This is a genomic window from Pseudomonas sp. AM8 (assembly GCF_036346475.1).
Classification (GTDB): Bacteria; Pseudomonadota; Gammaproteobacteria; order Pseudomonadales; family Pseudomonadaceae; genus Aquipseudomonas; species Aquipseudomonas marginalis.
Genome location: NZ_JAOTNX010000003.1, coordinates 466,112 through 491,874 on the forward strand (window position 1 = coordinate 466,112; position 25,763 = coordinate 491,874).

A 25,763-nucleotide genomic window follows, 5' to 3' on the forward strand; every position below is an offset into this window, starting at 1 on the left:
GAGGGTTAATACACTTATGCATCGTATTTGATTCGTTTTTTCTTGAATAGCCTTTTCTTTAGTTAGGCGCTTTGCGCCCCAAAAACTCACTGATCAGCCCCACCACCTGCTGCTGAATCACCGCCCGTGGCCGAGCCCCCTCACCATCGCGGCAAATCATGCCGTCGCCTGGCGAACTCTCCTCAATCAACGCCATGCCGCCCGGCTTGCAGATCGACATAAAGCTGAAGTGGGTGGCGTCGCTGATCTCCACATACTTCGTCGTTGCTTCAGGCAGGCGCTTGACCATATCAGCGGACTCCAACTGCGGGTCCATATCTTCCGACGGCACACCCCCCGCAATCACCAGCGCCGGTACCGGCAGCGCAGCCAGGCTGGCGTCGGTGAAGCCGCGCGACAGGCCCAGGTCCAGGGACACGATGGCGGTGACGCGCTTGTCGCTCAAATCCGCCGCCAAGCGCGCTTTACCTTCTGGCGTGCCAGCGGGATTCATCTCCTGATAGCCGATGCAGCCGCCGAGCTTGGGGTGGGCGCTGCAGTCGCGGCTGAACAGCTCGGGGTCGAAGCGCGCCCCGGCGATTTCCAGCACGGTCCAGCCGCCAAGGGAATGGCCCACGGCGGCAATCTGGCCATTCGCGACCGCGCCAAATGGCTTCGGCTGGGCCAATACCGCGTCGATCACGCGGCTCAGGTCGGCCGGGCGTTGCCATAACTGCGCGGCGGTTTGCAGGTTGCGATCCTTGGTGGTGGTGCCGGGGTGGTTGACCGCCGCCACGATGTAGCCCTGATGCGCCAACGCACTGGCCAGCCACACCTGCTTGCCCCAGTTACCGCCATACCCGTGGGAGAGCACCACCAGCGGATGCTCACCGGCAGCCGGCGGGGCGTCGGGTACGGCGAGGGCACCGATGAACACCGCGTTGTCGGCGATCAGGGTAGGTTTGGCGGTGGTGGTGGCGGGGTACCAGACGACCAGCTCAAGTGGACGCTTGTCTTGCGCATCGGGCAGGGTGACGGTCTTGAAGCCGACGGGGTTTTCGGCGGCGAAGGCAGGAGCGGTCAGGCACAGCAATAGCAGGGCGGCGAGGGCGTTTTTCACGGTTGTTATCGTCCTTGATATGAGCGACGCATCATGCACTGAATTCCCCGTTCAGTGCCATGAGCCCCGCGCCGTTTTTTTACCTGCTGCTAGCGCCTACGCATGGGTGAGCCCGGTCAACGTATCGGCAATGGTCTTGGTCCGTTGCGCCGTGCCTTCGGTGGCGCGGCTCGACGCCTCCAGCACATCCAGCATCTCCCGCAGCGCACCCACCCCGGTGGACTGGTCTTCAATCTGCTGGGCCACCCGCTGGATCTCACTCGACAACAAGTCGATATCCACACCAATTTCCGCCGCATTCTTGCGCGTGATTTCCGCCAGCTTGCGCACCTCGTCTGCCACCACCGCAAAGCCGCGGCCGAGGTCGCCGGCGCGCGCGGCTTCAATGGCCGCGTTGAGCGCCAGCAAATTGGTTTGCCCGGCGATCTGCTGGATCACCTGCACAATCGACTGAATACGCAAACTCGACCCCGCCAGCGTACGTGCGCCCTGCACCGCGACATCCGCCTGGCTCGACAGCCCCTCCACCGTGGCCCCGGCCTGGGCAGACACGCTGTTCTGCTGGCCAATCGTGCCCACCAGTTCATCCATCGAGGCGTGCAACTCGCCGGAGTAATGCTTGAGCTGCGAAGCGATGTCCTCCTGCTGACGCTCGGCCTGGGCCAACACCAGGCCCAAGTCGGCCAGGCCCTCGAAGACTGGCAGGATATTGCGGTCCAGGCCTCGGGTATTCAGGGTGTCGGTGAAGTCATTGTTCTTGAACGCGGTAATCTGCTTGACCACCACATGGTTCAACCCCGCCAGCTTCTTCACCTGACGCCGTAGGAAAAACGCCTTGAACTCGCCGTAATGGGCGATGAAATTGTCCACGTACTCATCACTGAAACTCGCACCCTTGGCCACCCGAAAGAAGAAAATCGCCGTCAGCGTCTGGTTCAGGTTCAGGCCCAAAATCTCCCCGAAGGTCGAAAACCCCGCCAACGGCACATCTCCAAAAATGCCGGCCATGCTGCCCAGCTCGGAGCCGTTGTTCAGCCGGCGCAGAATGCAGTCATTCAAAATCCCCGCCACCGGCTGGCCACCCTTGCCGCGCAGGAACTGCTCATAATCCAGGCGCGTCGCCTCCCGCAATGGCGTCCGCCGCACCATCACCAACTCCTCGCCCGGCGCCACGTCGCAAAACAACTGCACGATCTGCTGCTCATAATCGATACGCGCGATAGACCGCACAAACAACTCACTGCCCACCCGAATCGCAAACGAATAATCCGCCAGCTTCGACTCCAACGCCTGTGGCGCGCAACTGAACGCATCACACAGCGCCTGCACCATGCTCTTGATATTGCCGCTGCTGTCGATCACCTGGTCAATCGTGCGGTCCTCCACCGACGCCGTCAGCACACTGAAGGTCAAATCCGCCGGTTTAAAGTTCTGGCTCTTGAACACCCCAAACCGCACATGGGCCGCCGTCTTCAGGAACACAATCTGCGCATGGTTCTGATAACTGCGCTGGCCGTCATGAATCAGCGTCTTCTGGAAATCCGACTTACCCCCGGCCGATCCCCCTACAAACAAACACGGAAACCGCCCCGACTCATACAGCGCCTCCATGAAAAACGACTCCGACGCCGACAACCCATCGAACACCACATACGCCAACGTATCGCGATGATCGATCGACGTACGCACCTGCACCCGCTTGATATTGGCCACCAACTTGACAATCCGCTCCTGCATCCCCAACCGCTTACCGCCATCGCGAATGTCCTCACACTCCAACGGCACCATCACCACCTCGGCCGAGGCGATCAGACTGTCGTCGAACAACTGCAACACCACCCGGTCCCAACGCTCGCCCGTGGCGCAATACAACGAACCGGGCGCATTGCAGAGCTCGCCGGAGGTGGTGCACAGGCTGAGGGTGGACTGGGGGAAACGGCGTTTGAGCTTGGCGGCGATGGCGTCGATGTCCAGATGGGGGGAGATGAAGCCGGTGATCAGGGTGGGGTTGATGCGTAGGGCGGTGAGGGCGGCGTCCAGGTTGTTGGCGGTGCTGGTGAGGGTGGTGGTGCCTTGGCGAGCGGGCCGGGATTTTTTCAGGAGGGAGAGTGGATTCATGGGGTGGGCTCGGTCGGGTGGGGATGCGGGGGTAGGCATGTGATTAGTAGGGTTATCGGCAGGTTGGGTGGGGGCTGGAGGGGGAGGGTGGGGGATGCGACGGATGGACGCGGGTGTTCTTAGGTTGGTGTTTATAGAGGGGCTGCTTTTGGCCAGAAGCAGACATTTCATGGGCACGAGCGCTCTTGACGCATTTGTCGTGATAACAGCCGTCAACAAAGTCTCCAAGGTCTTAGCTTGCGGGTTGCGCTTGCTATACCTTGGGCCATTGACTGGTGGACGGGCGCCGTCTTATGCCCGTTCTGCTTACAAGTCTTTCTTGCCCGACCTCTATTCAGAATGTCGTCGCCCCTTCGCGACGCATAGTCATTAGTGTAGAGTCAATTTGATATTGTCTGTGCCACCCTCCGCCTTAGCGCTCAGCCTCGAAAACAGCTGACAAATATCTCTCGAAAGGAATCCGACATGACGACAGGAAAAGAAGAAGGCAGCTCCTCATTGATGAAGATGGTGGAGGCCATCGCCATTAGTCCGCAGGACGCCCGTGAACTGGTTACCCAGTATGAAAGCCAGGCACGCAGCTCGGCGCCGTCCGCCACTGACGAAAAGATTCAAGACGCAGTTGTCGACAAAATCATCAGCCGCTATTCAAAGCTGGCCGCGACCTCGGGCGCAGCCACTGCTCTTCCGGGTGTCATTCCCGGTATCGGCACTTTGGTGAGCGCTGTTGGGGGAGGAGTAGCGGATATCTCGGTGTGCATGAAGCTGCAGATCGATATGACCATGTGCCTGGCGGTGGCCATCAACGGCAAGATGTCCAACGAAGATGCCAAGCACATGTCGTACATCATCGCGTTGTACGGCTCCCTGGAGCAGATGGGGTCTTCCAGCGCAACCAAAATCGCCAGCAAGGCCGGCGTGCGTATGGTGCATCAATATTTGAAGGGGCCGACCCTTCAGATCATCAAGGAATTGTTCGCTAAAATCGGCATCTCGTTCACTCAGAAAGCTGCAGCAAAAGTGATTCCGTTCGGAATCGGAGTCATCGTCGGCGGAACGGCAAATTACGCGCTCACCACCTACGTGGGTAAAACCGCTCGCGACACTTTCCGCCTGAATCTGAAAGAAGAGGCGACTGCGGAGTAACTACCAGCGTTAACTGGGCCGCGCAAACGGTCCATCGGCGACTTACGATAAGTCAGCAGCAAAATCTCCGTCACCACAATAACCCTAAGCTGGCGATGGTGACCAGGCGCCTCCGCCGTGGCCGTTACACCATCATCCTGAAACCAAGCTCGCCGAACGACTGCTATGGGTCAAAAGGGGTCGTTGATGAGCGTCAGCTACCGGCCGATTGTGTTGAAAAAGTCGGTTTGCCCGAAACGCTCGAATACTGTTGGGTGAAAACATCTCTTTTGCACGTAGCTACGTGAAATCCGAGTCCTGAACCTTTTGCGCAAAACACAGATTTTAATCTCAGACACGTACTTTTGTGCCTGGGAAACCGAAGCCGACTTTTTCAACAGAATCGGCCAAAAGGAGCCAGTCAAAGGCGTCTAGAAAATCAGGGGCGATTCACTCCTTTCCAATGCAACCCACCTCCTATAGTGCACCGTCATCACGGTTCCGGGGGCGTACCTTTCGTATGCGTCCGGCCAAGTCATCTACCCAGCCCTCCAAAGCCAAGGCCTGATGTCCTCTTAATTAGTAGGCGAACACCTTCGCCTGCGAAAACTGGCGCAGAATAGTAGTTTCGTATACTGCCCTTCCATCATTGCATTGCTGTAGCCGAGTCAGCTCTGCATCAGATGACCCCGCAACATGGCCAGCAACGGATAGGCCGGACGACCACCGTCACCCTTGGATAATGCGGCTCGATCAAGGCAATCAAACCCGTCCAGGGCATAACCCGATCCATCTCAATCAGGAAGCGCTCGCGGCGGGTCTGCTTACGTTTGCCGGCGTACTCGGCATCCGCGAAGGTCGCCTGCTTCATCGGAAAACTCGACGGGTGGCAGTTGGGTATTTTTGCCAAATCTGGAAGTCTTCTTCAGAGCTTCCTAATTGATTTTAAAGGGTTTTAACAGATCCTCCGTTTGAAAAAATAGATCTTGTACAGCCCATCAGAACTTGACAAATTTTCTCCCCACAAAATTTCAACGTGAGGTGCTGAGGAAGAGCTTCACGATGATGTCAGCCATATGCTAGGGTTTGTGTGTGCAGAGGCTCTTATTTCGAACAGCGCTTACGGCCGGACATTAATACTCCTTATGGAGATAAGTATGGCTACTATTGCCGGTGATAGCAGCTACAACGTATTGTCGGCTACTGAAGCTTCGTATATCGAGTCCTCATTACACGGTTTGGCTTTGGCGTAACTTGCCAGCGGTAGGCCTTGTTTGAATAGAAGGAGATTTATTTTATGGATATTTCCAAAGGCATACGTTTAACGACAAACATGTCACGCAGCATTGCAGACATGAATCTGCCGCAAGTGAAACTGCCTGCTAATTTCGCTCATACCTTAGAGAATGTGGCTGAAGGTCTTCGTAAAGCGGAAGCGGTAGGACGAGGCGAAGGACGCCTTCTTGCTGATAACTCACCCGAGAATGCAGTTCAAACTGTTGTAAAGAATAACCAGCTTGTTGCCACAATTTATAAATCCGGTGTAGTAGAGATTTCCAATAAGTTTTCTGAAAATTTAAGAAACTTGAGCCTTCCTGATTCAGGAGCGATTCGCGCCACAATGATAGCAGAGGCCGTGGGTGGGGAGGTTTTAGACGTAGGCTCTCTTTCTTCGCAATCTCGGTTTTCAACAACCGTATAGATAAAATTAGCGCGTGAATTACTCAGTCCAACTAGTCACCAACAGCTCAAATATCAAGACACATCACATGATAATGAGACTGTCTTAGCGCTGGGGGAGGGCCTCGTATAGACATGATAAACACGCGCACAACTTGGTATAATCTGTGCTCAGCTAATGGATTACGAGAACCAACTGGCATATGCACTGATAGAATTATCAATGCTCTTAGGTGAACAGATTCAGGCATCATAATTAATGTCTATTGGCTTATATGCGGAACAGATATTCTTGCAGGGCGCTGATATAAAGGTTTTGCTGGATGATGCTTTAGAGCAGAACCCAGACATTCAAGCTGCACATTGATGGTTCACCATAGTGAACTGAGCATCCAGCGTAAGTGTAAGTGTAAGCGTAAGCGTAAGCGTAAGCGTAAGCGTAAGCGTAAGCGTAAGCGTAAGCGTAAGCGTAAGCGTCCGGTTCGCGTTCAGCGTTGCGCAGCACACCTGCGTCAGTGATCGACTGTAGTGGTATCTTTCGGATGAAAAAAACCACAAACACCGGCTTTATCTAGAAGAATATAAGGCTTGCGTTTTTGAGATTTGGCGATGAGGGAGATATTCGAACCCAAATCAATTAAGATTCCCGCCGCATTTAATTCAGCATCCCAATGACTGCTTTTGGCCGGTTAGCGACCGTCGCTCTGATTAGCCATCCTTGTCTTTCCACACCTGGAGGACTTGTCATGAATATCATCGCTACCTGCAGCCGTCAGCCCTGGAACAAAGGAAAACTAGTCGGGCAGAAAATCCCACTCCGACTGAGAGATATCTGGGCCATCCGAGTAAGGCTTCAAATTACGGAAAGAACCCGGGATCTAGCTCTCTTCGATCTGGCCATCGACAGTAAGCTTCGAGCCTGCGACCTAACCAAGCTCCGCGTGCGCGATGTCGCCCATGGCGAGCACGTATCATCACGAGCCATGGTGATGCAGCAGAAAACGCAGCGACCAGTGCAGTTTGAGATCACTGAGCAAACACGGTCAGCTCTCGTGGCCTGGATAGATCAGGCACAACTACGCAGCGAGGACTGCCTTTTTCCTAGCCGGCTGCATACCTCAGACCATCTATCCACTCGTCAATACACTCGTATCGTCAAAGGCTGGGTGAAAGCCGTAGGCCTTGATCCAGCCATGTATGGGACTCACACAATGAGACGTACGAAGGCATCACTAATCTATCGCAGAACGAAGAACCTGCGGGCGGTTCAGTTGCTGCTCGGCCATACGAAGCTGGAGAGCACTGTTCGATATCTGGGGATTGAGGTCGATGACGCCCTAGAGATGGCGGAACATACTGAGGTTTAATCATGCATAGCGACGGACGAAGTCAGGCCGTCTCTAACGGGCCAAATCGGTCAGTCGTCCTCACGAAATTTGGGACGATTCAGCGTGATACCTGAGGGTAGTAGCTTGTTCAAGGAGTTGGGCAACATCTTCACCAGTGTCACGACCATGCACAGCTGTTATGAAGGTGGTCACAAGCCTGTGCAAGATTATTGACCGGAAGGCGAGCCTGCGCTGATGCCTGTCGGCACCAGAAAATAAGGAGATTGATCATGTGGCTAAAAAATGCGGTATTTGCGCTGTTGATTTGCCCCCTCGTCACCGCATGTTTCAGCGAGCCTTTTCAGCCCCCTACGGCTGATGCCGACTTATGGGAGAAGCCGGGAGCGAGCAGCAAGGATGTCTTAGCGTCCATGCTAGCTTGCGGTGAGAAGAATGGCTCCGGCATCGATCCTAATGCCAGCTTCCAGGAGAGGGCACAGCGATTTGTTTGTATGAAGCGAGGGGGCTACACCCGGCGTGACGGTTTCGACGTCTGTGCATTGCGCACCAGGGAGCCGCTGAAGGCTTGTGAGTCGTCGCAATGAAGCCACAAAGGCATCGCACGGTATTGAGGGAGTCGGTATTGAACTCTTTAGGGTGAATTGGCCCAAGTATCTATAGGTAAATGCAACTTACTGCTTCCGACCCAGTTCTGCGACAAAGCCGCTGTCGTTTACGACTTCAGCACCAGCCGCGCTCCGGACCAAACAATGAACACTACGACAGCCTGTCGCTAACTGCCCGATCCTCTCTATTAGAGTGCATCGAGCTATCAACGAGCGAGTTCAAATAGTGCGTTTGCTTTCATGGGCATCTCGCAGTGCAAGCCACACCAAGTAGAAGACACCCGCGCGTCCGCAGAACAAGCCAACGGTAAACCCTGATGCGGAACCAGCAAGGACGAGCATTTCCACAGTGGCCGAAAATTCTGGATGTACGGCAGCTTGATAACCGATGAAGTATTTCACGGTAAAAAAGAGAAGTGAGATACCAAGAACTTTCCATGTCCCAGGCACGATCAGGTGCTTGCCCTCCTCGTCCATAGTCAGTCCGCGTCGATGAAATAGTGCAAATGCGACTAAGCCCCCTAAAAGCATTCCCGTGAACCAACTGCCCACGGTCAACTCAACGCGATCCGCGTAGCTGAGAGAAAGGAGTGACCAGATCACAAAAACAACCGGTGTGATGATCAGCGACCGCTGACTTTCACGACTGGTTTTACTGGCACTCAACCCGTAGTAACAGACCAAGAAAAATGCGCCGTAAACCCAGAGTGGCGTGCCTTCCAGAGCATCGAGCATTGCTCAGCTTCCTTGCCAAAGTTTGTAGCCGGATGCTGGCACAGCCTCGTAAATGTTGCCACTTATTTGAAACAAAGTGCGCGCCCTCAAGAGGTTGCATCGGAATATAGGCGGGTGGAATCGTCCGTAGTTTCATAGACGCCTTCAAGTTTCAAGGAAGGGCTGCTAACTCCGCGTAACTGTCCGCCTTTGGCCGTTTTCTCCCTGTCGCAAGAGGCAAAAAACCACCCAAAGTTGACTGTCGATAAGAGGCTGAATCAGCTCAAGCAAACAGCAATTTTTGAGCTATACATTCCTTGCAGGAATGCGTCACATAAAATTAATGAATTTTTATTATTGCTGTGTCTGACGTAGCTTGATTTCAGGACATGGAGAACCGCATTGAAATCATCCCCTTTCGACTCAGCTGAAAAATTTGATACCTCACGAGCTAATGAGTACGGACGACAGAGCCGTATTGCCCTAGCTGGATATGACGCCTGCCAAGACTTGGCTGCGTGCATGCTGGCGGCAAGCCTGGGCAATGCAAGTTCGGCAAAAATACTGGTCGTTGGCGCTGGCGGTACGGCGCAGGAGATTATTGCGATGGCCAAGCTTGAACCGAGTTGGCGCTTCACGGCCGTTGACCCATCCGAACCGATGCTGGAGGCAGCGAAGCAGCAGTTAGAGGCAAACAACTTGCTTGAAAGAACGGCCATGCATCTTGGGCAAGTTGAAGACCTGGCAGCAGACGAGCCATACGACGCAGCGACCTTGATCGGTGTACTCCATCATCTCGATGGAGATGACGCCAAGCGACAAATTTTACGATCCATTCGGGCTCATCTAAAACCGGGTGCGCCGCTGATTGTCGCGGGGAATCAATACGCTTACGCCAGCCAGCCGTTACTGCTTGCGGCCTGGGGGCAGCGGTGGCGGCAGCATGGGGCCAGCGCGGATGAAGTGAAGGTCAAGCTTGGGAAAATCCTTCAAGGCGCTGATCCTCCACATTCCGAGGCGGCGGTTCAGAAACTATTGCATGACGCCGGATTTGGAGACGCTACCCGTTTCTTCAGCAGCCTTTTCTGGGGGGCGTGGTTGACTTGCAAAGTGGTCTGAACATGGCCGCGAATGATTGCTTCTGGCCGGAAGCAGTCGATCACGAACTCGGGTGAAGACGGGTTAGGGTATGGGTCTATTTATTCCGAAAGAAAATCGCCGAGTCTTTGCAAAGTGAGTCACAACGACTCAGCGATCTATCGAGTTGGTGGAAGGTTAGGTGCCCGCTCCAGCAGCCCCCTCCCGCTCCATCAACTTATCCACCAACAAAACCCCCAACTCACTCAGTTGGTGAATCGCCAACGCCACATCCCGCTGCTTCCCCGTCAGCTCATCCGACAGGTCCAGCAACAACGCAGTCACCGAAGAAAAAGTCTCATAGCTATTGGCAATCAGCACTTCACTGCTGACATCGTCCGCAACGCTGAACAGCGTATTCGAAGGTGGAGGAGGCGGCCCGGGCGGTTCGGCGCCCGCGTTGAGGTAGTGATCAATCGCACGATGCGCCGCCTGATTCAGTTTCAGGTCGGGATCGTTCGGTGGGTTAGGCGTGACTTTGTACATGTGTGTTGTACCTGTTTTAGGGCCAACACCTTTTCGCTACTAAACGAGAGGGTGGCGGCTGTACGCAGGTTAGTAGACCGGGGAAACACACAAAGCCGGCGCGCCCGAGGGCGCCCTGCGCACAGCCACCATCAAGTACAGACAAGAACATCTGATCGATGAGGCTCATGCACTTTATGTTGTCACTCGGGCTACTAAACCCGATCACTGAGTTGTCAGCGACCGGGCCACCTTAGAGACGCCCACTCAAGCGCACAAGCCGGCGGATTCTGACGCAACTGTAGGCAACGGAGCAAGGTGGTGAAGCTTGCTGTAGGACCTGTCTACAGGTAGGCGTGAGCTTGTTCGCGAAGAGTCTTGGAGCGCTGCGTGAAGCCAGAGTCGCGGCGTTATCGTTGACGTTTTTCGCGAGCGAGCTCGCTCCTACATAGGGTTGCGTCGATTACTGGAGGTTCTTGTCCAGGAACGCCCGTATAACCGGAATGATCTCCTTCCCATGGGTTTCCAGCGCAAAGTGCCCGGTGTCATAAAAACGAATATCCGCCTTGGGAATATCGCGCTTCCACGCCTCGGCGCCGGCCGGCAGGAAGAACGGGTCGTTCTTTCCCCATACCGCGAGCAGCGGTGGCTGGTACTGGCGGAAGTAGGACTGGAAGGCCGGGTACATCGCGACGTTGGAGGCGTAGTCCAGCACCAGGTCGAGCTGGATGTCGGCATTGCCTGGACGGGATATTTGCAGCCCTTCCAGCGTGTAGCCATCGGGTGAAACCGAGCTTTTGTCGGCCACGCCTTCCAGGTACTGCCACTTGATCGAGGCGGGGGTTGGGAAGTCGCGCAGGGCTTCACGGTTTTGTTGGGTCGGGGCGTGCCAGTAGCGTTGGATAGGGGCCCAGCCGGCGCCCAGGCCTTCTTCGTAGGCGTTGCCGTTTTGGGAAATGATCGCGGTCACTCGCTCCGGATGGGCGACGGCCATGCGCCAGCCTACGGGGGCGCCGTAGTCGTGGACCATCAGTGCGTATTTATCGAGTTTGAGCTGTTCGGTGAACTGGCCGATGGTCTTCGCCAGTTGGCTGAAGGTGTAGGCGTATTCGCCGCGCGGCGGGGCTTCGGTGAAGCCAAATGCCGGCAGGTCCGGCGCGATGACGTGGTAGCGGTCGGCAAGCTCGGGCATGAGTTCGCGGAACATGAAGGATGAGGCGGCGAAGCCGTGCAGCAGCAACACGGTCGGCGCGCTGGGGTCGCCCGCCTCGCGGTAGAACACCTTTACGTCGCCGACCTGCTCGTAGCGGTAATGCACTGTGTTGTCTGCATGGGCCGCGCCGCTGATCAGCAAGGCGGCGGTGAGTCCGGCAGCGGCCGTGGTGTTGGACGTGGTCATGATGTGGCTTCCTGTGTAACCGTTAAAGTTGGTGTTTGAAGGTTATGCCTGGGTTTGGTAACCTGTCAAACATATTTTATTGGTTACTGGCCGCCCATGAATCCGAACAGCACTGCCGCAGGCGCACTTTTTCTGGCCGACAACCTGGCCCTTGATTTCATCAACTCCGAGTACGGGGTGGGGGATCAGCGCCATGACTGCTTCACCGATGATCACAGCGTAATGAGCTGGCTGACCCAGGCGGGCCTGTTGCCCGAGCAGCTTGACCCGAAGGCGCCGAGTGGGCTGCTGGCCCTCGCTCGTTCGCTTCGGGCGAGTTCAAGGGCGGTGGTGAATGCGGCAATGACAGGCGTTCCCGTCGATCTCGCGGTGATCAATCAGGTGCTTGAAGCGGGTCGCCCGGTGAGCAGGCTGGAATGGGCGCAGGAGCAGAAGGCATTTCGGCTTGCCACGCGTCCTCGGGACAGCAGCCCGGCCAGCCTGCTTGGGCCGGTGGCCGAGTCGCTGGTGGGCTTGGTCACGAACGATAAGTTTGAATTTGTCCGGCAGTGCGAGGCCCACGACTGCGTGCTGCTGTTCCATGACCTGAGCAAATCACACCGCCGCCGCTGGTGCAGCATGGCGACCTGCGGCAACCGGATGAAGGTGGCGGCGTTTCGTTCCAGGAATAAACCTTGAGTCGATAGGGGGCAGTTTTTCTTTGATTGAACTTGGTATTGCCCAGCATTGCCCCATAACTATCCCTGTCTCCATTAACCGCAAGGACAGACCATGACCAACCCAACCGAAACCGCCATCCTCGCCGGCGGCTGCTTCTGGGGCATGCAGGACCTGTTGCGACGCTACCCCGGCGTGCTGCACACGCGCGTCGGCTATACCGGTGGCGATGTGCCGAATGCCACCTACCGCAACCATGGCAACCATGCTGAAGCGATTGAGATCGTGTTTGACCCGGCGGTGATTTCCTACCGGCAGATCCTTGAGTTCTTTTTCCAGATCCATGACCCGAGCACGCCGAATCGGCAGGGCAATGATCTGGGACCAAGCTATCGTTCGGCGATTTACTACCTGAGCGAGCAGCAACGGGAGATTGCCGAAGCTACCGCGGCTGACGTGGATGCCTCCAGCCTGTGGCCGGGGCCTGTGGTCACGGAAATTGAGCCCGCCAGGGAGTTTTGGCAGGCGGAGCCGGAGCATCAGGATTATCTGGAGCGGATACCGAACGGGTATACCTGCCACTTCATCCGGCCGAATTGGAAGTTGCCCACGCGGGCGTGAGCGTGAGTAGCGGCGGGGGGAAAGGTCGCGACAGGGGAGGTCGGCCTGCCCCCCATTTCCTCATTTCGTTTCTTTTGCCTTGAATCCACTGCCCGCCTTCTAGAGAATCCCCGCCTTTGGCTCGAAAGGATGCGTGCGATGAAGTTCGAAGGGACGTTCCAATACATGGGCAATCACGGGATCGTGTTCAACGTTTCGCAGATCACCCTTACCGATAGTGAACGCGGACGCCTGCGCGAGCTGCATTTTGGCGAGGCGAAAAGTGCCCACTACGAGGTCAACAGCAAGGTCGTCGAGGTGTACGACAAGATGTTGGCCAAGAGCCTGCCGTGCGTGATGATGATCGGCATCTCCAAGCCACTGACGCGGCAACAGGGCGACGCCCTCAATGCCCAGCGCACCAGGATCGCTAACCTGGCCGCCAGTGCCTTCGCTGGCGCCACTTCTGCTGTGGCTTCCCCTTACGTGGGTGTTCCTGTTGGCGCGGGTGTGCGCATGTATGCCAATGAAATCCTGCCCACCTATCATGCCGGCGACGTACTGGTCAGCATCGAAGCGCAGGTCAACGGCGGCATCGGCCCGCAACGCAGCGCCTCGACACTGATCATCAAGACCTGACGGGAGAAGCACATGTCTGACATTACCCAGTTGGTCCTGGCCCTGGTGCTGTTTTTTCTGCTCGATCGGTTTGTTAAACCGTACCTGCTTCGCACGTGGCTGGGTGGGCTGCTGGTGGCGGCGGGGGTGGTCGGCTGCGTGGCGGCGAGCCAGGTCCGTCCATGGGGGGCTGACCTGGGGCTGCTGTCGATCTTTGCGGTAGCGCTGGGGGTGGGGTTGTTCCTGAAGCGGCGGCGGTTCGAGCGAGTTGGTTGAAGGGGGCCAGCTCATTAGCCATTACAGCTCTGCTTGTTGATTTCGAACCGCCCAACCTCTTTTACGTTTTTGCTGCCGAATATGTAAATGAAGGTGCCACCCAATGAAATGATGGACTGGTCCCTTGGCATTTGCGCGGCGCAGACAGCCTTGGTGATGCTTGATTTCATCACGCCCAAGTCAACGTCCTCGGGATGGGTATCGTAATCGACCAACGTGTAATAGAACTTGAGGGCGTGACTGTTGGCCGCTTCCGCGCGAACGAAGGTTAGATGCTCGTCGATCTTTCGATTCCCGGGCGTCGTTCGCGCGGTCACGATGATGAGGTCGCTGAGGAAGGTGGTTTTACTGGGCTGGGGTGTTTCCTGGAAGGCCTGTATGACTAAAACCCCGACCAGGCTCAAAAACAGTAGCCCCCATGCCGAATACACAAACGCCTTTTTGGTTTTTGCTGTTGCCATGTCCTGGTTTCCTTGCGTTTGAGGTCCGCAGTGGCGGCACGACGGCCTCACGGACTCAGTGGTGCGTTCCGATACCGAGGCAGGAACCCGCGTAATTGATCAGACGTGCACCGTTGGTGGCGTGAGGTCGGTTTCTTGCGCTTCGGGCGCATCAGCAAGTTGCGTGGCCGACAGCGCTTTCAGCTTGAAATAGGGGCCTGTGAAGCGTGTGCCTCCATCCAGTGTGGTGAGCGTGATCCGCTCTGAATCGCACCGATGGAATGGGGTGAACATACGTTTCTTGGGGCAGTAAACGCCTTCCTGCGTCTCGGAATACTTCAAGGCAAGCATCGCGTTTTGCAGCGCCGCAGGGCTGACAGGGCTGGCCATGCACCACTCGGAAAGGGCGGCATCGTGGTACATCCTGTAGGTCGCCCCTATGCATGCACCCAGGGTGCCTCCATAGAGGACGTTGCTCTTGAATGTGTCGGTTAGGCCGACGCTGTGTGCAACGAACAGCATAAGGGCCGTCGTTACAAAACAGAGGAGGGTGCTTTCCAGCAGTGCCAATGCCTTGTAAGGGTCTACGGCCAGTTGGTCTTTGAGCTTAAGTCGTGTGACGGCCGTGTCGGCGTGTTGTGGCGCGTGGGTGTCAAGCGGTTTCAAGCGGTACCCCTCCTGGGTTGAGTTTTCCTGATCGAGAACGGCTCGCATTTTACGCAAAGTGAAGCGGCTGTGCAGGACGTTTTCTTTGGGCTTCATCTCTATCATTTGCCGCCTCAGTTTGCCGCCGATGGCGGAGTGTCAGCCACCGTGATAGCGGGCGAATGCGCAGGTGCTGAGGTGTGGTGAAGGTTAGACACAGGCGCTAATAGTATCGATCGGCTGCTTATGCGAGCGCTGGACTAGGATTTTTCTTCCGGAGTATTCCGGACTCAAAATTCACTGGCATCGACAAGGAGTAGCCAGTAGGCTACAAATAATTTTGTGACCAATCTGATCGGCAGGACGCCGGAGTTCGATACATGGCTCGACGGCATGAGCGATATTTATGGAAAAACCGCTGTTCTCACACGGTTAGACCGAGCCGAGGAAAACAATTTCGGCGATTGTGCACCCGTAGGCGATGGGGTGAGTGAAATGCGTGTGTTTGTCGGGCCCGGCTACAGAATTTACTTTGTGCGTACGGGCATCACTGCTTACCTGATGCTCTGGGGCAGTGATAAAACCGACCAGAACAGAGGAATCAAACAGGCAAAAGAGATCCTTGATGCCCTGAGAGGTAGATGAAATGAGCGAATCGAAATTCAAACCAGAGGACATGCCGATCCTCGATCTTGATACCTCCGGTACCAGCGTCTATGAAGCGTCGCGCTTCCTCGATAGCCCGGAAACCATCAGCGCTTATCTGGCGCAGAGCATGAAATCTCAAGACCCGCAGGTGCTCATGAAAGCGCTTGCCGAGGTCGCCAAGGCCCAGGGCGTGAACAAGGTGGCGGAGTCTGCGGGGGTTAATCGCGAGAGCCTGTATAAAACGCTGAAAGGCGGTTCTAAAACGCGCTATGAGACGATTCAGAAGTTGATGCTGGCGTTAGGCGTGGAACTGACGGTGCAGCCGATTGCGGCGGTGGCAGTCAAGAAAGCTGCAAGAGCAAAGCGGGCTTTGGCCGGTAAACCCTGACGCGCGGTTTAGCGAGCGACCACAACCCTTGTAAAACACCGAGGACCCATGTGGGAGGGGGCTTGCCCCCTCCCACATTGGATTGATGGTGTTCTGGAGACCGAGCCGCCCCAGAACCCAGTGCTTCAGCGCACCAGGCAAGGCTGCTTGTTGTTATAACGCCACCCCGGAATCAGGAACTGCATCGCCACGCTGTCATCCCGTGCGCCGAGGCCCATGCCTTTGTACAGTTCGTGGGCCTTGGCCACGGCGTCCATGTCGATGTCCACGCCCAGGCCGGGCTTGGCCGGCACTTTCACATAGCCGCCTTCGATTTTCAGCGGTTCGCGGGTCAGGCGTTGGCCGTCCTGCCAGATCCAGTGGGTGTCGATGGCGGTGATGTCGCCCGGGGCGGCGGCGGCCACTTGGGTGAACATGGCCAGGGAAATATCGAAGTGGTTGTTGGAGTGCGAGCCCCAGGTCAGCCCCCACTCATGGCACATCTGCGCCACGCGCACCGAGCCTTGCAGGGTCCAGAAGTGCGGGTCGGCCAGGGGGATGTCCACCGATTGCAGTTGGATCGCGTGGCCCATTTCGCGCCAGTCGGTGGCGATCATGTTGGTGGCGGTTTTCAGGCCCGTGGCGCGGCGGAATTCGGCCATGACTTCGCGCCCCGAGTAACCGTTTTCGGCGCCGCATGGGTCTTCGGCGTAGGCGAGCACGTGGTGCTGGTCGCGGCACAGGCGGATGGCTTCTTTCAATGACCAGGCCCCGTTCGGGTCGAGGGTGATGCGCGCATCGGGGAAGCGTTCAGCCAGGGCTGTGACGGCTTCGATCTCTGCGTCGCCGCTCAATACGCCGCCCTTGAGCTTGAAGTCGTTGAAGCCGTATTTGGCGTTGGCGGCTTCGGCCAGGCGCACCACGGCCTCGCTGGTCAGGGCGGGTTCATGGCGCAGCCGGAACCACGCGTCGTCGCTGCCGGCTTCGTTGCGGTAAGCCAGGTCGGTGGCGCTGCGGTCGCCGACATAGAACAGGTAGCCGAGCATTTTCACTGCATCACGCTGCTGGCCTTCGCCGAGCAGGGCGGCCACCGGCACTTCGAGGAACTGGCCCAGCAGGTCGAGCAGGGCGGCTTCCATGGCGGTGACGGCATGGATGGTGATGCGCAGGTCAAAGGTTTGCAGGCCACGGCCCGCCGAATCCCGTGAGGCAAAGGCGCTGCGCATCTGGTTGAGGACGCGCTGGTACTGGCCGATGGGTTGGCCGATCACCAGGCTGCGCGCGTCTTCCAGGGTTTCGCGGATGCGTTCGCCGCCGGGCACTTCACCGACGCCGGTGTTGCCGCTGCTGTCCTTGAGAATCACGATATTGCGCGTGAAGTAAGGGCCGTGGGCGCCGCTGAGGTTGAGCAGCATGCTGTCGTGACCGGCCACCGGGATGACCTGGAAGTGGGTGATGACGGGAGTATTCATGGCTAATTCCTAAAGAGGCTCAGAGAGATTTGCTGATGGCAGCGCCGGTGGGCACGGCGCCCGGCGAGGCCAATACGGCAGCGGGCGAGGTCTTGGCGAAGAACACCAGGATAGCGGCGAGCACCGAGGTGCCGGCCAAGCCGTAAAGGCCGCCCTGGATCGAGCCGGTGGTCTGCTCCAGAAAGCCGAAGGTGGTCGGTGCAACGAAGCCACCCAGGTTGCCGATGGAGTTGATCAAGGCAATCACGGCTGCGGCGATGCGCACGTCCAGGTAGCCCTGTGGGATGGGCCAGAACAGCGAAGACGCCGACTTGAACCCAATGGCCGCAAAGCAGATCGCCACGAACGCGAAGATCGGCCCGCCGGTGGTGGACATGAACATGCCTGCTGCGGCAATCAACAGCGCAGCCGCAACCCAGGCCTGCTGGAACTTGAATTTGCCCGACAGCGTCGCGAAGGCGTACATGGCGATGATCGAGATCAGCCATGGGATCGAGTTGAAGAAACCCACCTGCACATCGCTCAGGTCACCCATCTTCTTGATGATGCTGGGCAGCCAGAACGTCGCCGCGTAGATCGTCAGTTGAATGCAGAAGTACAGGGCGCAGAACAGCAGGATCTGACGGTCCCTGAGCAGCTTGCCGAGGGTCGGCTTGACGCTGGTCAGGGCTTCACGCTCGCGCTGTTCCTGGTCGATGGCGTTGACCAGCGCATCCTGTTCTTCGCGGGTCATCCATTTGGCGTCGTGGGGCTTGGAATCGAGCCAGAACCACACAAAGAAACCGATCACTACCGAGGCCAGGCCTTCGATGGCGAACATCCACTGCCAGCCGTGGAAGCCAAACCCTTCGATCTGCAGCAGCGCGCCTGACAGCGGGCCGGAGATCAATGAGGCCACCGCCGAGCCGCTGAGGAAAATCGCAATGGCCTTGCCGCGCTCAACCCCCGGTAGCCAGCGCGTGAAGTAGTAGATCACCCCGGGGAAGAAGCCGGCTTCGGCCACGCCCAGCAGGAAGCGCAGGATGTAGAAGTGGGTTTCGTTCTGGATGAACGCCATCAGCGTGGCGACGATGCCCCAGGTGAACATGATGCGGGTCAGCCAGATGCGCGCGCCGACCTTTTGCAGCAGCATGTTGGAGGGCACTTCAAAGAGCGCGTAGCCGATGAAAAACAGCCCGGCACCGAAGCCATAGGCCGCGGCGCCGATGCCCAGGTCATGTTCCATGTGCGTGCGCACAAAGCCGATATTGACCCGGTCGATGTAGTTGAGGATGAACATGATCACGAACAGTGGGAGCACATGGCCCTTCACTTTGCTCACGGCGCGCGCGAGGACCGGATCACTTTCTGGTGCGGCAGATGCATGGCTTGAATTGTTCACAATTCAAAACTCCCCCTGATTGTTTTTATGCGGGTTTGCGTGTTTTGTTGATAGACATCATACAAGTGAGTTTCTTAGATTCGCAATGCGGTGATGATGTTTTTGTGTTTGTAAGGGCCAGGTTTTAGTGATGATCTGGTTATTTTGCGGGTCTGTGTGGGTTTTTAAGAAGGTTGAGGAGGCTTCTGGAAAGGGTGGGGCTGGCGGCCATAAATATTAGTTGTCATACAAGTTTGGCGCTTTTTTCACTCGCGCCCTAACCTGTAGGAGCGAGCTTGCTCGCGAAAAACGTCAACGATAATGCGGGCATCCTGGATAAACGCGGCGCCCTCAGGTTTTTCGCGAGCAAGCTCGCTCCTACAGTGGGGTTACGCCGTGGGGCGGGATGTTAAGCTCGCTCCTGCCCAACCCCGTGGATTCGTAACTATGCCCATTGAAAGCGGACCTCCCATCCGTAGACGCTCCAACAACCTGGCCCAAGGCGTGCTCGACGCCCTGACCCAGCGCATCCTGCTTGGGCAGTTGAAGCCCGGTGAAAAACTGCCTTCCGAATCCACCATCGTGCTCGAGCATGGGGTGAGCCGTACCGTGGTGCGCGAGGCCCTGTCCAAGCTGCAAGCCTCGGGGCTGGTGGAGACGCGCCATGGCATCGGCACCTTTGTGCTGGCGCAACGGGCCCAGCAAGGCTTGCGCCTGCATGTGGACACCGTCGCCAGCGTGCGCAACATGCTCGAGCTGCGCCTGGGCCTGGAAGTGCAGGCGGTGGCGCTGGCCGCCGTGCGCAGGTCCGACACGCAGCTGGCCCACATGCGCGCCGCTCTCGACGACTACCAGGCCTCGCTGGCCAACAACGACAGCTGCGTGGAAGAGGACAAGCGTTTTCACCAGTTGATCGCCGAAGCCACCGGCAACACGTTCTTCACCGAGATCATGCAGCACCTGGGCAATGCGATGATTCCGCGTACCCAGGTGAAGGGTGACGAGCGCGGCGGGGCGGACTTTGCCAAGCTCGGGCAACTGGCGAACCTGGAGCATGAGGCGATCTTCAACGCGATCAAGCGCCAGGACCCGGATGCCGCAAGGGCGGCGATGGTGTTGCATCTGACCAACAGCCGGGATCGATTTTCCGGCGAATAAAAAGGAACACAGGTTGAACGAACACACCTTGTCCATGCGCCTGGAGCGCGTGGCCGCGCAGGTGCCGAGGGGCGCGCGGCTGGCCGATATCGGCTCGGACCACGCCTACCTGCCGGTGGCCTTGATGCGCCGTGGCGTGATTGAGGCGGCGGTGGCGGGCGAGGTGGCGAGCACGCCGTTCCACGCGGCGCAGCGCACCGTGCGCGACAATGGCCTGGAGCAGCACGTCACGGTGCGCCTGGCCGATGGGTTGGCGGCGATAGAGCCAGCGGACGCGATCACCGCGATCAGCGTGTGCGGCATGGGCGGCGAGACGATCCGCGACATCCTCGACAGCGGCAAGGCCCACCTCAGCGGCCGCGAACGTCTGATCCTGCAACCCAACGGCGGCGAACAGCCGTTGCGCTATTGGTTGATGAGCAATGGCTACCGCATCCTCAGTGAGGAGTTGCTGCACGAAAACCGCTTCTACTATGAAATCATCATGGCCGAGCGCGCCGAGCCCGTGGTGTACAGCGCTGAGGAGCTGTACTTCGGCCCCTTGCACCTGCAGGCCCGCAGCCCGGCGTTCCTCGCCAAGTGGCAGCGTGCGTTGCGCCTGAAAAAACGCACCCTGGCGGGCTTTGAGCAGGCTCGGCAGCGGGTACCGCAGGCGAAGGCGCAAGCCATCGCCCAGCAGGTCCAGTGGATTACCCGACTGCTGGCGTAAATAGGCCGCCGGACTCCCTTCAAGTTCTCCCCATGGGCGGCCGATAGGCTGTGGTGATTGAGGGCGTTTCAGCGCGCGCCTCGGGCAGTCGTCTCTGCGGGTGACAATGCCTGTGTCGCGACTGAGTGCTTTTGCCCCATTTTCGCGCACGCTTCGGGCCGCTTTGGCGCGTCGCGTGCCCTGTTTCAGGGCTGTGCAGCAGCGGCCCGTATCTTGCGAGTGCCAACCTAATCAATGACATGGCATTTTGCCGTTAGTCATTTCAAGGCTTCGCCTGCCGTCTAACGCGTGGGTTGTTTTTGGGAGTGGACATGCACAGCCTTTTATCACCCGGTATCCGCCTGCTCGGACGTTTCGGCTTCGCGCGTAAGTTCCAGATCCTGTTCTTCCTGTTCATGCTGCCCCTGGCGGGCAGCCTGTGGATGATCGGCCAGGACTATCGCGACAAATTAAGCGTGATTTCCGCTGAGCAGTCCGGCCTTCGTCAACTGTTGGCCCTGGACGCGCTGGATGGCCAATTGACCGCCCAACGTAACCTGGCTGCGCGCTGGAAGGCGGCGGACATCCTGCATGCCCCGACGCCAGCGGCGAAGGCGGCGATGGATAAGGTGGATGCCAATTTCCCACTGATCCTGCAAAGCCTGCAGGCCCTCGGTGATGCCCTGAAAACCCAGAACGCCGGCGCTGACGTCCTGGCCCGCTTCGAGGCGTTGCAGGCCACGGTCAAGGGCATGGACTCGGCGTCCCTGCGCACCGTGGGTTGGTGGCCGGATGGCTACGACCGCTTCACCTCCGCGCTGACGGCGATGCAGGCCCTGCGCGAACAGATCACCCTCGACGCCGGCCTGATCCTCGATCCCTGGTTGGAAACCTACATGCTCATGCAGATGGGCACCCAGCAAACGCCCGACCTGATCGAGCGTATCGGGCGGATGGCCAGTGTGGGGCAGTCCTCGATTTCCTCGGGGCAGTTCACCTTGCAGAGCCGTTTGCAGATGCGCGACTTGCGCAGCCGCATCGGCGATGCGCGGGATCAACTGGTCAAGGCTGCGGCTTCGCTCAAGGCCAAGCAATACGCCGGGATGGAACCGTGGACAGCGCAATACGACACCAGCCTGCAGTTGTTGGATAACGAACTCAAAGTGCTCGACGACGGCGTGTTCGGCGGCAGCATCAAGCTGGATACAGCCGGTTTCGAGCGCAGTATCGACGCCATGCTCACCTCGCTTGGCGCGTTGCGTGTTCAGTCGCTGACGTCGATGGATGCGCGCCTGGACTACTACCACGAGCACGCGAACACGCAATTCATACCGATGGCGGCAACGTTCAGCCTGTTGGCGTTGGCGGCGCTGTACCTGTTCATGTGCCTGCAAGCGTCCATCCGTCGCAGCGCCAGCGGCATCACTACGCTGGCCGAGTCTCTGCGCGACGGCAACCTGTGCGTGGCCGTGACGGTAGAAGGGCGCGACGAACTCGCGGCGATCAGCACCGCGTTGAACGTCGCGGTGGTGCAATTGCGCACCAGCCTGCTCGGCGTCAATCACGAAACCCAGCAGCTTGGCTCGGCGGTGCTTACCCTGAATTCGCAATCGGGCAGCACCCTCAGCGAAGTCGAAGACCAGCAGCACCAGATCAGCCAGATCGCCGCCGCCGCCACGCAGTTGGCCGCCACGTCCATGGGCGTCGCGCGCAGCTGCGAACAGGCCTCCGGCAGTGCCCAGCAAACCCGGCGCATCGCCGAAGACAGCAGCCGCGACAGCCAGCGCACCACCGCCAGCATCCAGCAGCTCAACCAGCGCCTGACCGACACCTCGGACGCCTTGCAGCAGGTCAGCCAGCAAGGCCAGCAGATTCAATCGGTGGTCGACACCATTCGCGGCATTGCCGAGCAGACCAACCTGCTGGCCCTTAATGCCGCCATTGAAGCCGCACGCGCAGGCGAGCAAGGCCGGGGCTTTGCGGTGGTCGCCGATGAAGTGCGCAGCCTGTCGCAACGCACCCAGGCCTCGACGGCGCAGATCGCCGGCACCGTCGACAGTCTGCGCGCCACCGTGAGCCAGGCGGTGACGCTGATGGGCGCCGCGTGCGAGCAGGCCTTGACCGATGCCGAGTCCGTCACCGGCCTGGGCACGCGCCTGGGCGAGATTGCCGGCGCGGTGCAGAACGTCACCGACACCCTGGCGCAAATCGCCACGGCAGTGGAGGAGCAGGCAGCGACGGCGGATGAAGTGAGCGGCAATATCCAGCAAGTCGACCAGGCCGCCGGGCGCCTGCTGGACGGCGCCCGCGCGGTAAACCGTGCGGCAGACACCTTGAGCAAGGGCAGCCAGGCGTTGAGTGATAACACCGCACGGTTTCGCCTGAGCTGAGGCGTGCGGGCATACTCCCCCGTAGATACCCTTATCCAACACAGCTGCTACCGGTGAGACCGTGAGGTGGATTGGCATCCGTAGCAGCTGTCGAGCCCGGCGAGGCTGCGTTGGCCGCGACTCGGGCTTGAATCGGCAGCGCGCCTGACGCAGCCTCGCTTGCGCTCGACAGCTGCTACGGATTGGCGCGGTGTTGGATAAGACGCTATCTACGTAATTGCCCCCTTGAAAATGTGTGGAGGCCTACTCTGACTGGGTGCGCAGCACTTCAATCCACAGCGCCCCCTTGCCCGACGCCGCTTCCCCCACCCGCTTCAACGCACCGTTGGCGCTGACTGCATAGGTGCCGACCTTGTCGCTTTTCTCACCGGTCACCAGCAGCCAATGCCCGTTGGGGGAGAATGCGATATTGCGCGGCTGCTTCTCCTCGACCGGGTAGTTGTCGACAAAGCGCAGGCCGCCGGTGGCGGTATCCACCGCAAACGCCGACACCGAACTGCTGGTGCGTTCGCTCATCAGCAACAGCTTGCCGTCCGGCGACAGGCGCAGGTCGGCCGCCCAGATGCGCGGCGTCGGGTCGTCTTTCAGGTCATTGTTGCGCGCGTCACGCACTTCACCATGGGCCAGTTTCAAATGCTCGGGAATGCCATTGGCCACGCCAATCTGGGTCAGCGCACCGGTGCTGTCATCGATGGCAAACGCGGTGACGGTGCCGCTCATTTCACCAACCACATACAGGTACTTGCCGTTGGCCGAAAACGCCAGGTGCCGAGGCCCGGTGTTGGCTGGCACGCTCACGTAGCCGCTGCCGATCGGGGTGAGTGCGCCGGTGGCGGCGTCGAAGCGGTATTGCAGCACATGGTCCGTGCCCAGGTTGCCGGCGTAGGCAAAGCGATTGCTTGGGTCGGTGCGCAGCGAGTGGGCATGCAGGCCGGTCTTGTAGGTGTGGATAGGTTCAGGCTTGTCGATGGGCTGGACGCTGAGGGTGTCGGCACCGTAGGACGCCGCGAGCAAATAGCGCCCGGCGCGGTCAGTGGCCAGGTACGCCATGCTTTCGGCCAGTGGCGCCTTGGACTGCGGCGTCAGGCGGCCGGTAGTCGGGTCGATGCTGAAGCCCTGGACCTGAAACGGCTTGACCCGTAACGCCGCGAACAAGGTCTTGCCGTCGGGGCTGAGGGCCATGGGGTTGACCTGATCGCCGGCCGTCACTTGCTCGACCAGGCTCAGGGCGCCGTTACTTTCGTCGAGGCGGTACTGGGAAATCAGCCCGTCACCGGGGCTGGAGATATACGCAAACGTGGTGGCGTGGGCGTGGGCACTGAGGCCGCAGACAACGGCGGCGGCCAGGAGCAAAGGTTTGTTCACGGGTGATCCTTTATTGTTATGGGTGTGATCAGTCATCGTATGACTGTAGGCGGGTCTCGGCAATGATTGTTTTATCGGTGGTCGGGGCGCTGTATCTCTGCCCGCGCCAAGGGCATGATGCGCGGCATGAATAACGACCCCGTAGCACTTTACTGGCGCTTCAAGGCCCCCGATCCCGGCATCGGCCCGCGCGAACAGGCGCCGATGCTCGCCGAGGAGCAGGCCTGGGCACGGGAGCATGCAGCCGGGCATCACTTCAGTTGGATCGAAGTGCTGCTGCCGCCGCTGTGCTTTGGTGTGTTCCTGCCCAGCCTGGTGTTCATGCTGGGCGTGTGGCTGTACGGGGCCGCGTTCGCGCCTGGCCTGGACGTGGACCGAGTTATCGGCAACACCTTTGCCTGGCAGGTGTTGGCGGCGGTGGTCTTTACGGCGGCCTGGGGGCTGCGCAACTACCTGCGTGATACCCGTGACCCCATCAAGCGCTACTGGCAGGCCATGCCGGACCAGGGGGTGGTCGAGCTGGAGCGCCACACGCTGGTGTCGGGCACCAGCCTGTGGGCCTCGGACTACGATCCCGACTGCAACGCCCTGATGCAATGGAAAAACGGCCAGCTCGAACGCACCCAGAGCAGCGGGGTATCGCAGTGGATCGTCGCCAAGACCACGGCGGGCCACTGGCTGGTATTCAAGGACGAATACCCCGGCGACTTCACCTACAACCGCGTCGGGAGCATGCCGGCCCCGGACAAACAACTGCAACCCTGCCAGGACCTGGCCTTTACCTTTGCCCCCGGCACCAACCTGATGCTGGGCCGACGTTTCGACGGCGAACCGCTGCCCTTGCTGGACACCGGGTATTGGCTGGCGGCCGATGAGCTCAAGCGCCTTACTGCAATCGCCCATCACTGGGCGTTTTTCCCGCCGGACCGCTATGGCGTGGTCAATGCCCGGAACGCGCCGTGGGTGCAGCAACTGTTGGACAAGGCGCAAGCCGATGGCGAGGTGGCCGGGGGAACGGGTTTTACGCACGCTTAGTAGTGAGCGGACTTCTTGTGGTGAGCGGGCTTCTGTGGTGAGCGGGCTTGCCCCGCGCTGGGCCGCGAAGCGGCCCCATCAAGAACACCGCGTTTTTCCAGGTGAACCCGGATGATAGATTTTGGGGCCGCTTCGCAGCCCGGCGCGGGGCAAGCCCGCTCACCACAAAAGCCAGGTCACTCCAGGCTGGATACATTCAGTCACCCGATGACGGGTTTTCTGCAATGGGATGATCTTTTGTGATGGGGCGCCCGCGTAGTGGTGAACGGACTTTTTGTGGTGAGCGGGCTTCTGTGGTGAGCGGGCTTGCCCCGCGCCGGGCCGCGAAGCGGCCCCATCAAGAACACCGCGTT

The 25,763-nt window shown here is 58.7% G+C and carries 25 protein-coding genes and 2 pseudogenes; 16 read left to right on the forward strand and 11 right to left on the reverse strand.

All coding sequences use genetic code 11. The features are described 5' to 3' along the window. Positions 1-58 precede the first annotated feature (58 nt). Together V3W40_RS11545 and V3W40_RS11550 are read right to left on the reverse strand one after the other, a co-directional pair. The gene (locus tag V3W40_RS11545; protein ID WP_330215048.1) at positions 59-1,099 is read right to left on the reverse strand and encodes an alpha/beta hydrolase family protein; all 1,041 of its coding nucleotides are present in this window, start codon (positions 1,097-1,099) and stop codon (positions 59-61) included. Between the two features lie 96 nt (positions 1,100-1,195). Further along, complete coding sequence (locus V3W40_RS11550; protein WP_330215049.1) at positions 1,196-3,217, reverse strand: methyl-accepting chemotaxis protein; 2,022 nt, start codon at positions 3,215-3,217, stop codon at positions 1,196-1,198. Between the two features lie 465 nt (positions 3,218-3,682). Between V3W40_RS11550 and V3W40_RS11555 the strand changes: the two genes are divergently transcribed. Beyond that, positions 3,683-4,363 carry an EcsC family protein gene (locus V3W40_RS11555; protein WP_330215050.1) on the forward strand — a complete coding sequence of 227 codons (681 nt, stop codon included), beginning with the start codon at positions 3,683-3,685 and terminating at the stop codon, positions 4,361-4,363. A 582-nt stretch (positions 4,364-4,945) separates the two neighbouring features. Here V3W40_RS11555 and V3W40_RS11560 read toward each other — a convergent pair. Beyond that, positions 4,946-5,213: pseudogene (locus tag V3W40_RS11560) on the reverse strand (IS5/IS1182 family transposase); the annotation flags it as partial. A gap of 426 nt (positions 5,214-5,639) precedes the next feature. On the opposite strand from V3W40_RS11560, the gene V3W40_RS11565 reads away from it, so the two are divergent. The 3 genes from V3W40_RS11565 to V3W40_RS11575 all read left to right on the forward strand — a co-directional run bounded on the left by V3W40_RS11565 (position 5,640) and on the right by V3W40_RS11575 (position 7,955). Next, complete coding sequence (locus V3W40_RS11565) at positions 5,640-6,044, forward strand: hypothetical protein (RefSeq protein ID WP_330215051.1); 405 nt, start codon at positions 5,640-5,642, stop codon at positions 6,042-6,044. Between the two features lie 724 nt (positions 6,045-6,768). Next, the gene (locus tag V3W40_RS11570) at positions 6,769-7,389 is read left to right on the forward strand and encodes a tyrosine-type recombinase/integrase (protein WP_330215052.1); all 621 of its coding nucleotides are present in this window, start codon (positions 6,769-6,771) and stop codon (positions 7,387-7,389) included. 251 nt (positions 7,390-7,640) lie between these two features. Further along, positions 7,641-7,955: a hypothetical protein gene (locus V3W40_RS11575; RefSeq protein WP_330215053.1), complete on the forward strand. Its 315-nt coding sequence runs from the start codon at positions 7,641-7,643 to the stop codon at positions 7,953-7,955. Between the two features lie 240 nt (positions 7,956-8,195). On the opposite strand, the gene V3W40_RS11580 is transcribed toward V3W40_RS11575, so the two are convergent. Next, the gene (locus tag V3W40_RS11580) at positions 8,196-8,711 is read right to left on the reverse strand and encodes a hypothetical protein (RefSeq protein ID WP_330215054.1); all 516 of its coding nucleotides are present in this window, start codon (positions 8,709-8,711) and stop codon (positions 8,196-8,198) included. A gap of 381 nt (positions 8,712-9,092) precedes the next feature. Here V3W40_RS11580 and V3W40_RS11585 point away from each other — a divergent pair, with 381 nt between their 5' ends. Continuing rightward, positions 9,093-9,809 carry a class I SAM-dependent methyltransferase gene (locus V3W40_RS11585; RefSeq protein WP_330215055.1) on the forward strand — a complete coding sequence of 239 codons (717 nt, stop codon included), beginning with the start codon at positions 9,093-9,095 and terminating at the stop codon, positions 9,807-9,809. Positions 9,810-9,965: 156 nt separating this feature from the next. On the opposite strand, the gene V3W40_RS11590 is transcribed toward V3W40_RS11585, so the two are convergent. Together V3W40_RS11590 and V3W40_RS11595 are read right to left on the reverse strand one after the other, a co-directional pair. Further along, a complete protein-coding gene (locus V3W40_RS11590; protein WP_330215056.1) occupies positions 9,966-10,313 on the reverse strand; it encodes a DUF6124 family protein in 348 nt (115 codons plus the stop codon). 442 nt (positions 10,314-10,755) lie between these two features. Beyond that, positions 10,756-11,691, reverse strand: a complete 936-nt coding sequence (locus V3W40_RS11595) for an alpha/beta fold hydrolase (protein WP_330215057.1) — start codon at positions 11,689-11,691, stop codon at positions 10,756-10,758. A 96-nt stretch (positions 11,692-11,787) separates the two neighbouring features. Between V3W40_RS11595 and V3W40_RS11600 the strand changes: the two genes are divergently transcribed. The 4 genes from V3W40_RS11600 (at position 11,788) to V3W40_RS11615 (ending at position 13,842) form a co-directional block, all read left to right on the forward strand. Next, positions 11,788-12,369 (forward strand): CGNR zinc finger domain-containing protein, encoded by a 582-nt coding sequence (locus tag V3W40_RS11600; RefSeq protein ID WP_330215058.1) that lies wholly within the window; start codon positions 11,788-11,790, stop codon positions 12,367-12,369. A 93-nt stretch (positions 12,370-12,462) separates the two neighbouring features. Beyond that, on the forward strand, positions 12,463-12,969 hold the full coding sequence (gene msrA / locus V3W40_RS11605; RefSeq protein WP_330215059.1) for a peptide-methionine (S)-S-oxide reductase MsrA: 507 nt from the start codon (positions 12,463-12,465) through the stop codon (positions 12,967-12,969). Positions 12,970-13,107: 138 nt separating this feature from the next. After that, the gene (locus V3W40_RS11610) at positions 13,108-13,587 is read left to right on the forward strand and encodes a hypothetical protein (RefSeq protein ID WP_065925044.1); all 480 of its coding nucleotides are present in this window, start codon (positions 13,108-13,110) and stop codon (positions 13,585-13,587) included. Between the two features lie 12 nt (positions 13,588-13,599). Continuing rightward, positions 13,600-13,842, forward strand: coding sequence for a hypothetical protein (locus tag V3W40_RS11615; protein ID WP_065925045.1), 243 nt, complete (start codon positions 13,600-13,602; stop codon positions 13,840-13,842). 14 nt (positions 13,843-13,856) lie between these two features. Here V3W40_RS11615 and V3W40_RS11620 read toward each other — a convergent pair whose 3' ends face one another. Both V3W40_RS11620 and V3W40_RS11625 read right to left on the reverse strand, forming a co-directional pair. Continuing rightward, a complete protein-coding gene (locus V3W40_RS11620; RefSeq protein WP_065925046.1) occupies positions 13,857-14,303 on the reverse strand; it encodes a hypothetical protein in 447 nt (148 codons plus the stop codon). 99 nt (positions 14,304-14,402) lie between these two features. Further along, on the reverse strand, positions 14,403-15,053 hold the full coding sequence (locus V3W40_RS11625) for a hypothetical protein (protein WP_330215060.1): 651 nt from the start codon (positions 15,051-15,053) through the stop codon (positions 14,403-14,405). Positions 15,054-15,269: 216 nt separating this feature from the next. On the opposite strand from V3W40_RS11625, the gene V3W40_RS11630 reads away from it, so the two are divergent. Both V3W40_RS11630 and V3W40_RS11635 read left to right on the forward strand, forming a co-directional pair. Beyond that, complete coding sequence (locus V3W40_RS11630) at positions 15,270-15,572, forward strand: type II toxin-antitoxin system RelE/ParE family toxin (protein ID WP_330215061.1); 303 nt, start codon at positions 15,270-15,272, stop codon at positions 15,570-15,572. Between the two features lies 1 nt (position 15,573). After that, positions 15,574-15,963: an addiction module antidote protein gene (locus V3W40_RS11635; protein ID WP_092354977.1), complete on the forward strand. Its 390-nt coding sequence runs from the start codon at positions 15,574-15,576 to the stop codon at positions 15,961-15,963. A gap of 125 nt (positions 15,964-16,088) precedes the next feature. On the opposite strand, the gene gudD is transcribed toward V3W40_RS11635, so the two are convergent. Further along, positions 16,089-17,414 (reverse strand): glucarate dehydratase, encoded by a 1,326-nt coding sequence (gudD, locus tag V3W40_RS11640; RefSeq protein WP_330215062.1) that lies wholly within the window; start codon positions 17,412-17,414, stop codon positions 16,089-16,091. Between the two features lie 19 nt (positions 17,415-17,433). Further along, entirely contained in the window at positions 17,434-18,795 is a 1,362-nt protein-coding gene (locus V3W40_RS11645; RefSeq protein ID WP_065925050.1) for an MFS transporter, read from the reverse strand. A gap of 275 nt (positions 18,796-19,070) precedes the next feature. Here V3W40_RS11645 and V3W40_RS11650 point away from each other — a divergent pair. From V3W40_RS11650 to V3W40_RS11665, 4 genes and pseudogenes are all read left to right on the forward strand, one after another. Then, positions 19,071-19,160 (forward strand): annotated as a pseudogene (locus V3W40_RS11650) (outer membrane lipoprotein carrier protein LolA); the annotation flags it as partial. A 61-nt stretch (positions 19,161-19,221) separates the two neighbouring features. Continuing rightward, positions 19,222-19,932: a FadR/GntR family transcriptional regulator gene (locus tag V3W40_RS11655; RefSeq protein WP_137212726.1), complete on the forward strand. Its 711-nt coding sequence runs from the start codon at positions 19,222-19,224 to the stop codon at positions 19,930-19,932. Positions 19,933-19,945: 13 nt separating this feature from the next. Beyond that, positions 19,946-20,641, forward strand: coding sequence for a tRNA (adenine(22)-N(1))-methyltransferase (locus V3W40_RS11660; RefSeq protein ID WP_065925052.1), 696 nt, complete (start codon positions 19,946-19,948; stop codon positions 20,639-20,641). A gap of 311 nt (positions 20,642-20,952) precedes the next feature. Further along, a complete protein-coding gene (locus V3W40_RS11665) occupies positions 20,953-23,010 on the forward strand; it encodes a methyl-accepting chemotaxis protein (protein WP_065925053.1) in 2,058 nt (685 codons plus the stop codon). A 243-nt stretch (positions 23,011-23,253) separates the two neighbouring features. Here V3W40_RS11665 and V3W40_RS11670 read toward each other — a convergent pair whose 3' ends face one another. Further along, entirely contained in the window at positions 23,254-24,375 is a 1,122-nt protein-coding gene (locus V3W40_RS11670) for a lactonase family protein (protein ID WP_065946534.1), read from the reverse strand. Between the two features lie 126 nt (positions 24,376-24,501). Here V3W40_RS11670 and V3W40_RS11675 point away from each other — a divergent pair, with 126 nt between their 5' ends. Next, positions 24,502-25,410 carry a hypothetical protein gene (locus V3W40_RS11675; RefSeq protein ID WP_065946535.1) on the forward strand — a complete coding sequence of 303 codons (909 nt, stop codon included), beginning with the start codon at positions 24,502-24,504 and terminating at the stop codon, positions 25,408-25,410. The last annotated feature ends 353 nt before the right edge of the window (positions 25,411-25,763 follow it).